Raw genomic sequence first — 10,265 nt, forward strand, 5'->3', positions numbered from 1 at the left:
CGCGTCGAGGATGCCGGCGCGGTTCTCGACGGCGTCGCGGCGGGTGGGGATGCTCACGGGTCGAGTGTACTCCGAAAGTGCACATGTGTGTGCAACTTAAGCCCGGTGTCCCCCGGGGTAGCGGGCCAGCGAGTCGCGGCGGCGGGGGTGGCGGGGGTGGCGGGGGCGGCGGGCCCCGCTCCCGGCTGAGTCGCCGCAACGCAGGGTTTCGCGGCGAACGAGCGCAATCACCCCTCTCCGCCCCACCGTCGGTGCCGAACTCCTGCGTTGTGTCTCGGGAGACGCGCCGGATGTCCCCGGCCGACCGCGGCGAGACCGCGGGGAGGCGTGGCGGTGAGGCGACGAGACCGCGGGGAGGCGTGGCCGCGGGGAGGCGGGGCCGCGAGGAGGCGGGGCGGCGAGGAGGCGGGGCGGCGATGTGGCGTGGCGGTGCGGTGCGGCAGCGGGGCGAGGCCGCGGGGAGGCGGGGCAGTGATGTGGCGTGGCGGTGCGGTGCGGCAGCGGGCCGCGAGGGCGGCCGGTGACATCGCGCGAAAACGCCCGACGCCGCCCGGCCGAGGCGGCGGGGCGGCGTCGTGAAGGGTGCGGGTCAGTCGGTGCCGGCGTCGAACGCGGCGGACTCGCCCGCGGCGTCCGTCGCCTCGGCCAGGCGCTCGCCGTCGGCCGAGAGGGGAGCGGCCGGCTCGATGATCTCCTGCGCCCCACCGACGGCGACGTCGCCGACGAGCTCGCCGGTGGGGCCGCCGATGAGGCCGCGGCTCGCGTACTGCTCGAGACGCGCGCGCGAGTCGGCGATGTCGAGGTTGCGCATGGTGAGCTGGCCGATGCGGTCGACGGGTCCGAAGGCGGCGTCGCCGACGCGCTCCATCGACAGCTTCTCGGGCGAGTACGACATCCCGGATGCCACGGTGTCGAGGATCGTGTAGTCCTCGCCGCGGCGCAGGCGCACGGTGACCGAGCCCGTGATGGTCGACCCGACCCACTTCTGGATCGACTCGCGCAGCATGAGCGACTGCGGCTCGAGCCAGCGGCCCTCGTACATGAGGCGACCGAGGCGACGACCCTGCTCGTGGTAGGTCGCGAGGGTGTCCTCGTTGAGGATGCTGTTGACCAGGCGCTCGTAGGTCAGGAACAGCAGGGCCATGCCCGGGGCCTCGTAGATGCCGCGCGACTTGGCCTCGATGATGCGGTTCTCGATCTGGTCGCTCATGCCGAGGCCGTGGCGTCCGCCGATCGTGTTGGCCTCGCGCACCAGCGCGACCGGGTCGTCGAAGCGCGTGCCGTTGATCGCGACCGGGCGACCGGCCTCGAAGGCGACCGTGACGTCCTCGGTCTCGATCTCGACCGCCGGGTCCCAGAAGCGCACGCCCATGATGGGCTCGACGATCTCGAGGGACACGTCGAGGTGCTCGAGGGTCTTGGCCTCGTGCGTGGCGCCCCAGATGTTGGCATCCGTCGAATACGCCTTCTCGGCGCTGTCGCGGTAGGGGAAGTCGTGAGCGACGAGCCACTCGCTCATCTCTTTGCGCCCGCCCAGCTCGGTGACGAAGTCGGCGTCGAGCCACGGCTTGTAGATGCGCAGGGCGGGGTTGGCGAGCAGACCGTAGCGGTAGAACCGTTCGATGTCGTTGCCCTTGTAGGTGGAGCCGTCGCCCCAGATGTCGACGCCGTCTTCTTTCATCGCGCGCACGAGCAGCGTGCCGGTGACGGCGCGGCCGAGCGGCGTGGTGTTGAAGTAGGTGCGGCCGCCCGAGCGGATGTGGAACGCGCCACAGGCGAGGGCGACGAAGCCCTCTTCGACGAGCGCGGTCTTGCAGTCGACGAGGCGCGAGATCTCGGCGCCGTACTGCGTCGCGCGACCGGGGATCGAGGCGATGTCGTCTTCGTCGTACTGACCGAGGTCGCCCGTGTAGGTGCAGGGCACCGCGCCCTTGTCGCGCATCCACGCGACGGCCACGGAGGTGTCGAGACCCCCCGAGAAGGCGATGCCGACGCGCTCGCCGACGGGAAGGGACTGCAAGACCTTGGACATGCCCTCGATTCTAGGGCGGAGGGATGCCGTGACCCGACCCCAGGGCGGCGTCGTCGTCCCTCGTGACCACGGGGGAGGAGGGGTCAGCCGACCGTCACGCTCGTGATCGTCACCGGGGTCGCGGGGGCGCCGTCCGCCGTCCCGCCCGCGGTACCGGCCTTGGCGATGGATTGCACGACCGCGAGACCCTCGGGCGACATCTGTCCGAAGACCGTGTACTTGGGCGGCAGGGGAGTGTCCTCGTACACGAGGAAGAACTGCGAGCCGTTCGTGTCGGGACCGGCGTTGGCCATCGCGACCGTGCCGGCCGGGTACGTCTCGCCACCGTCGAGCTCGTCGGCGAAACGGTAGCCCGGGCCGCCGCGTCCGGTACCCGTGGGGTCGCCGCACTGGAGGACGAAGATCCCCTGGGTAGTCAGGCGGTGGCACTCGGTGTTGTTGAAGTACTGCTGCTGCGCGAGCGAGACGAAGCTCTCGACCGTGCACGGGGTGCGCTCGCCGGTGAGGGTGAGGGGGATCTCGCCGGCCGAGGTCTGCAGCACGGCCTGCACCTGCCCGCTCGGGCGCTCGCTGCCCTCCGCGGGCGGGGTCACGTCGATGGCGGGCTGGCCCGAGGCCTCGAACGCGCAGTCGCCGGACGCGGCCGCCGTCGCCGTGGGGCTGGAGGACGGGGCGGTCTCGGTCGCGGTGGTTCCCGCGCAACCGGCGAGCAGGAGCAGGGCGGAGGCGGCCAGTGCCGCAGAGATCAGTCGCGTTCGCACGCTCACCAGGGTAGGCGCAGGTCCGCTCAGACGGACGGGTCCCGCGGCATCCGGATGCCGCGTGCCCGCCCGATCGCGACGATGCCGAACGCCAGGGCGACGATCGCGACGGCGATCACCACGATGTAGACCACGACGCTCGACCAGCCGCCGGTGTTCGGGTCGAGGAAGGGATACGGGTACCAGTACGGTGCCCCGGTGGTGGGGTTGGTGATGAGCGGGGCGCGCAGCAGCGTGTAGACGATCCACGCGATGGGGAAGACCGCCGCGCCGAGTGCCGCGGTCCACGGCAGGCGTCGCCGACCCGCGCCCAGCAGCACGTCGAGCAGCAGGAAGAGCGGCCCCCACACGTGCAGGATCTCGTTCGACCAACCGACGGTCTCGGGCTGCAGCGGCAGCCCGCGCAGCAGCAGGTTGTAGACCACGCCGGTGACGATCATGTAGGTCGACACGTAGGCCAGCGCGGTGGCGAGGGCGGGCGGATCGATCTCGGCGCCGTCGCGGGTCGACCGCCGTCGGCGGAGGTGCCGCACCGCGAGCAGCAGCAGCACGACGGCCGCCGACACGTTGGAGAGGATCGTGAAGAAGCTGAAGAAGTTGGCCACCGTGGTGGCTATGTCGCGACCCGCCGCGGCGGCGCCCGACGCCGACGAGATGAATTGCGCCACCACGGCCGCCGCGATCGCCACCGCCGCCACCGCGCGGGCGACGTTCCAGCCCAGGGCCCAGCCCGTCGTTCTCGTCATCGCTCCAGGGTAGTGAGCCGCGGCGCGCGCGGGCAGGCCGCGGGTCGTGTCCGACCCGCTCGATAGGATGGGGTGTACCGCCGGAATCAGACGCGAGGAGCGCACATGCCCGGAATCGTGATCGTCGGCGTCCAGTGGGGCGACGAAGGCAAGGGCAAGGCCACCGACCTGCTCGGTGAGCGCACCGACTGGGTGGTGAAGTTCAACGGCGGCAACAACGCTGGCCACACCGTCGTCATCGGCGATGAGAAGTACGCGCTGCACCTGCTGCCCAGCGGCATCCTGTCTCCGGGAGTGACGCCCGTGATCGGCAACGGCGTCGTGGTCGACCTCGAGGTGCTGTTCAACGAGCTCGAGGCCCTCAACGCGCGCGGCCTCGACACCAGCCGGTTGAAGATCAGCGCGAACGCCCACATCATCACCCAGTACCACCGCACGCTCGACAAGGTCACCGAGCGCTTCCTCGGCAAGCGCATGATCGGCACGACCGGCCGCGGCATCGGCCCGGCCTACGCCGACAAGATCAACCGCGTCGGCATCCGCGTGCAAGACCTCTTCGACGAGAACATCCTGCGCCAGAAGGTCGAGGGCGCCTTGGACCAGAAGAACCACCTGCTCGTCAAGATCTTCAACCGCCGCTCGATCACCGCCGACGAGATCGTCGACGACCTGCTGGCGTACGCCGAGCGCGTGCGTCCGATGGTCGCCGATACCTCGCTTCTGCTCAACGACGCGCTCGAGGCCGGTGACGTCGTCGTCTTCGAGGGCGGCCAGGCCACCATGCTCGACGTCGACCACGGCACGTACCCGTTCGTGACGTCGTCGTCCGCGACGGCCGGAGGCGCGGCGACCGGCTCGGGCGTCGGTCCGAACCGCCTCGACCGGATCGTCGGCATCGTCAAGGCGTACACGACGCGCGTGGGATCGGGACCGTTCCCGACGGAGCTGTTCGACGAGAGCGGCGACTGGCTGCGCTCGCGCGGCTTCGAGTTCGGCACGACCACCGGGCGCCCCCGCCGCGTCGGCTGGTACGACGCGCCCATCACCCGCTACGCCACGCGCATCAACGGCATCACCGACCTCGTGCTCACCAAGCTCGACATCCTCGGCGGTCTCGAGCAGATCCCGGTCTGCGTCGCGTACGACGTGGACGGCGAGCGGTACGACGACCTGCCGGTCAACCAGACCGACTTCCACCACGCCAAGCCGATCCTGGAGTACTACCCCGGCTGGAGCGAGGACATCTCGACCGCCCGCAGCTTCGAGGACCTGCCGCAGACCGCGCAGGACTACGTGCTGGCGCTCGAGAAGATGAGCGGCACCCGCATCTCGGTCATCGGCGTGGGCCCCGCCCGCGACCAGGTGATCGTGCGCCACGACCTCATCGACTGATGCGCTTCTGGGTCGGCGCCTACGCCCCCGACAACGGTGCGGCCGAGGGCATCGGCATCCTGCAGGCCGGCGAAGCCGACGCCCCCGGGGCCGGCGGCCCCCTGGGCATGGTCGGCACCGCGGTCGCGGCGCCGGGCTCGCCGTCGTGGATCGCCTCTCACCCCGCGCACGACCTGCTGTACGCGGCCCTCGAGTTCGACGGCACCGTACAGGCGTACCGTCGCACCGCCGACACCCGCCTGACGCGCGTCGGCGCCCCGGTCCCCGTCGGCGAGGCGGTGTGCCACATTGCCGTCGCCCCCGACGCGTCGTTCCTCGTCGCCAGCTGCTGGGGCGACGGGCGGGTGGTACGCATCGACCTGGATGCCGCGGGCCGCCCGTCGAACCCCGTCGCCGCCGCAGAGGCCGCCGACCCCTACGGCTCCTCGTCCGACGAGGGCGCCGTGTCGACGGGGGCGCGCGTGTCGGGAGCCGTCGTGCCGGATCTGGCCGCCGCCGCCCGCGCCCTGCGCGATGCCGCGGGTGAGGAGTTCTCGCACCTCATCCCGGCGTACGACGACGTGCCCGAGACCGACGCCGAGAGCGAAGAGGCGATGGTCGGAGCGCGGGTCTCACGTGCCCACCAGGCGATCTTCCTGCCCCGCGGTCTGGTGGCGACCACCGACATGGGACTCGACCTGGTCCGCATCTGGCGGCAGTCCCCGGGCGGCCTGCGTCTCGTGCAGGACGTCGTGCTTCCGAGGGGGAGCGGACCGCGGCACGGGGTCTGGCATCCGTCGGGCCATCTCTACGTCGTCACCGAGCTGAGCTGCGAGGTGTTCGTGCTGGCCCCTGACCGCGAGGGGCGCTGGCACGTGCGGTCGGGCGAGCCGCTGCTCGGCACGCTCGACACCGACACCGCGGCCGAGCTGTGCATGAGCCGCGACGGCGGCACGCTGTACGCCGGCGTGCGCGGCAGTGACACCGTCGGTGTGCTGTCGGTGCGCGGCGCGGGCGAAGAACTGCAGCTCCTCGCCCTGGCCGAGACCGGCACGCACTGGCCGCGCCATCATGTCGTCGTCGACGACACGCTCCTGGTCGCGGGACAGCTGGCGCACGAGATCGTCTCGCTGCCGCTGGACGCGCGCACCGGGATCCCCGGGCGCGTGCGCCACCGCACGCCGTCGCCGTCGCCGACGCGTCTGCTGCCGATGCGCTGACGCCGGCCGCTACTTCTTGGCATCCTGTCGCGGGATGACGATCTGCTTGATGATCAGCAGGACCGACGCCGTGACGGGAATCGCGACCAGCGCGCCCAGAAGGCCGAGCAGGGTGCCGCCGACGAGTGCGCCGATGACGACGAGCGCTCCCGGAATCGAGATCGTGCGATTCATCACGCGGGGCGTGAGGATATATGCCTCGATCTGCATGTACACCAGATACACGATGGCAAAGATCAGCCCCGCCGTCGGGTTCACGATGAGGGTGAACACCGTGGCCGTTGCCCAGAACAGTACCGAGCCCACGAGGGGGATCAGGGTGATCCCGAAGGCGAGGGCCGCGAGCAGGGCGGCGAACGGCTGTTGCAGGATCGTCAGCACGATGAACGCGAACACCGCATTGCACAGCGCCAGGACCACCATGCCGGCGAGGTAGCCACCCACCGACTCGGTGATCTGACCGGTCATGTCCGCGACCGTCTCGCGGCTGCGGGCGGGCGTGAGACGCACGAGGCTGTTCTTCATGCGGGGCAGGGATGCCAAGAAGTACAGGCTCAGCACCAGCACGATGATCGCGCCCGAGATGAACTCGCCGATGCCGATGCCCACCTGCAGCAGACCGCCGCCGATCGCGGCGATGTTCGCGGGGTTCGTGACGAAGCCCTGGACCTCCTTGAGCACGTCGCCCAGGCTGTCGCCGAGGTTCTGCTCGACCCAGCGCACCGCGTCGCTGTCGATGAGGTCGTTGACGAACGAGGGGATGTCGCCGATGAACTGCTCCACCTGACGCACGACGGGCGGGATCAGCAGCCACAGGGCGCCGGCGAGGATGAGCGCGAGACCGCCGAAGACGATCACGATCGACCACGCCCGCGACAGCCCGCGCCGCACGAGGAACCGCACGATCGGGTCCAGGGCGAGGGCCACGAACAACGCGATCGCGATGTAGATGAGGACCGTCGACAGCTTGCCCAGGGCGAGGGCCAGCAGGAACGCCGTCAACCCGCCCAGCGTCAGGAAGAAGCCCGCCGCGTACGGACGCGCGAGCGCCGACCAGACCGGCTTGTCGCGGGTGGTCGCGGCCCCGGCGTCGGCACCGGCTGCGGTGGGGTCGGGGCGCGTCGATCGGCTCATGCTCACACTGTAGGACTCCCTGTGAGAGGCACGTGCGGCCCCACGCGGCGCGGTAGGGTCGGAGCGATCTGGGAGGACCAATGACCGACGCCGATCCCTCGACCATCCTGCAGGGGCTGCGCGGCAGCATCGACAACATCGACGCCGCGCTCATCTTCCTGCTCGCCGAGCGGTTCCGCTGCACGAAGCAGGTCGGCGTCCTCAAGGCGAAGCACGGGATGCCGGCATCCGATCCCACTCGCGAGGAGCAGCAGATCGCGCGCCTCGTCCAACTCGCCGAGCAGGCCGACCTCGACCCCGCGTTCGCGGAGAAGTGGTTCAACTTCGTCGTCGCCGAGGTCATCCGCCACCACCGCTCCGCCGCATCCGAGCCCGCCGGGGACTGACGCGAGGCGCGCCGGCCGGAGCGGTGCGACACGCCCGGGCCGCCCGCGCCGCCCGCTGGCGGTCGTGTGGTCCGGGCGTCCCGCCACGCGGGCGCGCGTGCCACACGGCATCCTCGATCTCAAGGTCACCGGCGATTTGCCAGGTGATCCATCACCGTGAAACGTTGGTGGAGGCCCGTTGAGGGCCGCCCACCCGACCAGTCCGCGGTCGCCGGTGCGGTCTCGGGGGAGGCCGCGTCGCGAGCGTACGGTCGGCGGCCTGGGCGCCGGACCCGATGTCCGACGCCGACGCGCTCCTCCCCCGTCGGAGCGCCGATGGCTGCCACCCGGGCGTGACCGCTGCGGCCACCCGAAGGCCGTCGAGGTACGCACAGTGACCCATCCGCCTGCCCTTCAGGCTCCCACCCCGCCCGCGCTCTCGGCGAAGAACCTGTTCAAGGTCTTCGGACGATCCCCGCAGGCCGCCGTCGACAAGCTCCGCTCCGGGGCCCGCCGCGACGAGATCTCCGATCTCGGGACCGCGGCCGTCATCGACGCGAGCTTCGACGTCCAGCCCGGCGAGATCTTCGTCATCATGGGCCTGTCCGGCTCGGGCAAATCCACCATCATCCGCATGCTGAACGGCCTGCACGAGGCCACCGCGGGAACCGTCGAGGTGAAGGGCGACGCCCTGACCGGCGTGGGCGCGTCCCGCCTGCGCAGCCTCCGCCGCGATCGCCTCGCGATGGTGTTCCAGCACTTCGCCCTGCTCCCGCACCGCACGGTCGCGGCCAACGTCGCCTACCCGCTCGAACTCCAGGGCGTCGGCAAGGCCGAGCGTCTGGCCAAGGCGAACGAGATCCTCTCCCTGGTGGGCCTCGACGGCTGGGGCGACAAGCTCCCCTCGGCCCTCTCGGGTGGGATGCAGCAGCGCGTCGGCATCGCCCGCGCCCTCGCCGCCGACACCGACATCCTGCTCATGGACGAGGCGTTCAGCGCCCTCGACCCGCTCATCCGTCGCGAGATGCAGGAGCAGCTCATCGAGCTGCAGCGGACCCTGAAGAAGACCATCGTCTTCATCACGCACGACCTCAACGAGGCGATGTTCCTCGGCGACCGCATCGCGGTCATGCGCGACGGACGGATCGTGCAGATCGGCACCCCGGAGGACATCCTCACCGATCCCGCCAACGACTACGTCGAGCAGTTCGTGCAGGACGTCGACCGCGCCCGCGTCCTCACCGCCGGCAACGTCATGGAGCGCCCGCGTCCCCGCGTCGACGCCTCGGCGGGCCCGCGCACGGCCCTGCGCCAGATGCGCGACGCCTACATGTCGGCCGTCTACGTCACCGATCGCGACCGCAAGCCGCTCGGCATCATCACCGACCGGGATGCCATGAAGCTCGTGCGCGCGGGCGAGAACTCGCTGCTCTCGCGCCTCAAGCCGGTGCCGCAGACCGTGCACGAGGACGACGTGCTCATGGACCTCTTCGTCCCCTCGGTCGAGTCGCCGCTCCCGCTCGCCGTGCTCGACGCGGACGGGCGCCTGAGCGGTGTCATCCCGCGTGTCACGCTGCTCGCCGCCCTCGGACCCGGGCCCACCTCCACCGAGGAGATCACCGTGCTTCCGCAGCCCCTCCCGTCCGCCGAGATCGATGCGGTGCTCGACACCCCGGTCACGGCCTCCGAGACCGAGGGGGTGCGCTGATGGATGGCTTCCGCATCCCGGTCGGCTCCTGGGTCGACTCCGCCGTGGACTGGTTGCGCGACAACCTCTCCGGCCTCTTCGACGTCATCGCCGTGACCGTGCGCTTCCTCGTGGGCGGCCTCAGCGACATCCTCCTGTCGTCGCCGATCGTCGTGGTGATCGTGATCGCCGCTCTGCTGGCCTGGCTGCTGCGCTCGTGGAAGCTCGCCCTGGGCACCGTGGTCGGCTTCGCCCTCATCCTCGCGATGGGGCAGTGGGTCACCGCCATGCAGACCCTCGCTCTCGTCCTCGTGGCGACGGTCGTCGCCGTGGCGGTCTCGGTGCCGCTGGGCATCTGGTCGGCGCGCAACAGCACGGTCCGCGCGGTGCTGAAGCCGATCCTCGACTTCATGCAGACGATGCCCGCCTTCGTCTACCTGATCCCCGCGATCACCTTCTTCAGCATCGGCGTCGTGCCCGGTGTCGTCTCGACCGTCATCTTCGCACTGCCCCCGGGTGTGCGTCTGACCGAGCTCGGCATCCGCGGGGTCGACTCCGAGACGGTGGAGGCAGGGCAGGCGTTCGGCGCCACCCCGTGGCAGATCCTGCGCGGCATCCAGCTGCCGCTCGCGATGCCGACCATCATGGCCGGCGTCAACCAGGTGATCATGCTCGCGCTGTCGATGGCGGTCGTGGCCGGCATCGTCGGCGCCGACGGCCTCGGCAAAGAGGTCGTGCAGTCGATCTCGACCGTCAACCTGCCCAAGGGCGTCGAGGCCGGCCTGAGCGTCGTGATCCTCGCGGTCTACCTCGACCGGCTCACCGCCGCTCTCGGCAACCGTGCCGACAACACCTCGTCTCTGCTCGGCGTGCTCGCCCGTCGGCGGGCCGCCCGTCCCGCGGCGGTCGTCACGGCCGATGCCACCCAGGCGCCGCACGTCGACACGGC

9 protein-coding genes are annotated in these 10,265 nt (G+C 70.9%); 5 read left to right on the top strand and 4 right to left on the bottom strand.

Annotation, left to right across the window (positions count from 1 at the left end; genetic code table 11):
* Positions 1-589 precede the first annotated feature (589 nt).
* The 3 genes from argG to QZ433_RS05815 all read right to left on the bottom strand — a co-directional run bounded on the left by argG (position 590) and on the right by QZ433_RS05815 (position 3,539).
* A complete protein-coding gene (gene argG / locus QZ433_RS05805) occupies positions 590-2,032 on the bottom strand; it encodes an argininosuccinate synthase (protein ID WP_295780660.1) in 1,443 nt (480 codons plus the stop codon).
* A gap of 83 nt (positions 2,033-2,115) precedes the next feature.
* The gene (locus QZ433_RS05810; protein ID WP_295780662.1) at positions 2,116-2,793 is read right to left on the bottom strand and encodes a peptidylprolyl isomerase; all 678 of its coding nucleotides are present in this window, start codon (positions 2,791-2,793) and stop codon (positions 2,116-2,118) included.
* Positions 2,794-2,819: 26 nt separating this feature from the next.
* Entirely contained in the window at positions 2,820-3,539 is a 720-nt protein-coding gene (locus QZ433_RS05815; RefSeq protein ID WP_295780664.1) for a Pr6Pr family membrane protein, read from the bottom strand.
* Between the two features lie 105 nt (positions 3,540-3,644).
* Here QZ433_RS05815 and QZ433_RS05820 point away from each other — a divergent pair, with 105 nt between their 5' ends.
* Positions 3,645-4,931: an adenylosuccinate synthase gene (locus QZ433_RS05820; protein ID WP_295780665.1), complete on the top strand. Its 1,287-nt coding sequence runs from the start codon at positions 3,645-3,647 to the stop codon at positions 4,929-4,931.
* Positions 4,931-6,130: a beta-propeller fold lactonase family protein gene (locus tag QZ433_RS05825; protein ID WP_295780667.1), complete on the top strand. Its 1,200-nt coding sequence runs from the start codon at positions 4,931-4,933 to the stop codon at positions 6,128-6,130. Before QZ433_RS05820 ends, QZ433_RS05825 begins: the two co-directional genes overlap by 1 nt.
* Positions 6,131-6,139: 9 nt before the next feature.
* Here the strand turns inward: QZ433_RS05825 and QZ433_RS05830 are convergent, their stop codons facing one another.
* Positions 6,140-7,264, bottom strand: a complete 1,125-nt coding sequence (locus QZ433_RS05830; RefSeq protein WP_295780669.1) for an AI-2E family transporter — start codon at positions 7,262-7,264, stop codon at positions 6,140-6,142.
* A gap of 80 nt (positions 7,265-7,344) precedes the next feature.
* Between QZ433_RS05830 and QZ433_RS05835 the strand changes: the two genes are divergently transcribed.
* The 3 genes from QZ433_RS05835 to QZ433_RS05845 all read left to right on the top strand — a co-directional run.
* Positions 7,345-7,650 (top strand): chorismate mutase, encoded by a 306-nt coding sequence (locus QZ433_RS05835; protein ID WP_295780670.1) that lies wholly within the window; start codon positions 7,345-7,347, stop codon positions 7,648-7,650.
* Between the two features lie 373 nt (positions 7,651-8,023).
* Complete coding sequence (locus QZ433_RS05840) at positions 8,024-9,337, top strand: glycine betaine/L-proline ABC transporter ATP-binding protein (RefSeq protein ID WP_295780672.1); 1,314 nt, start codon at positions 8,024-8,026, stop codon at positions 9,335-9,337.
* Positions 9,337-10,265, top strand: a 929-nt coding sequence (locus QZ433_RS05845) for a proline/glycine betaine ABC transporter permease (protein ID WP_295780674.1), incomplete at its 3' end; no start/stop codon positions are given. The genes QZ433_RS05840 and QZ433_RS05845, both read left to right, overlap by 1 nt.

It is taken from the genome of uncultured Microbacterium sp. (assembly GCF_913776565.1).
Lineage (GTDB): Bacteria > Actinomycetota > Actinomycetes > Actinomycetales > Microbacteriaceae > Microbacterium.

Coding starts and splice junctions, on each gene's coding strand:
- argG (WP_295780660.1), bottom strand. CDS start 2,032: ATGTCCAAGGTCTTGCAGTCCCTTCCCGTCGGCGAGCGCGTCGGCATC.
- QZ433_RS05815 (WP_295780664.1), bottom strand. CDS start 3,539: ATGACGAGAACGACGGGCTGGGCCCTGGGCTGGAACGTCGCCCGCGCG.
- QZ433_RS05820 (WP_295780665.1), top strand. CDS start 3,645: ATGCCCGGAATCGTGATCGTCGGCGTCCAGTGGGGCGACGAAGGCAAG.
- QZ433_RS05825 (WP_295780667.1), top strand. CDS start 4,931: ATGCGCTTCTGGGTCGGCGCCTACGCCCCCGACAACGGTGCGGCCGAG.
- QZ433_RS05830 (WP_295780669.1), bottom strand. CDS start 7,264: ATGAGCCGATCGACGCGCCCCGACCCCACCGCAGCCGGTGCCGACGCC.
- QZ433_RS05835 (WP_295780670.1), top strand. CDS start 7,345: ATGACCGACGCCGATCCCTCGACCATCCTGCAGGGGCTGCGCGGCAGC.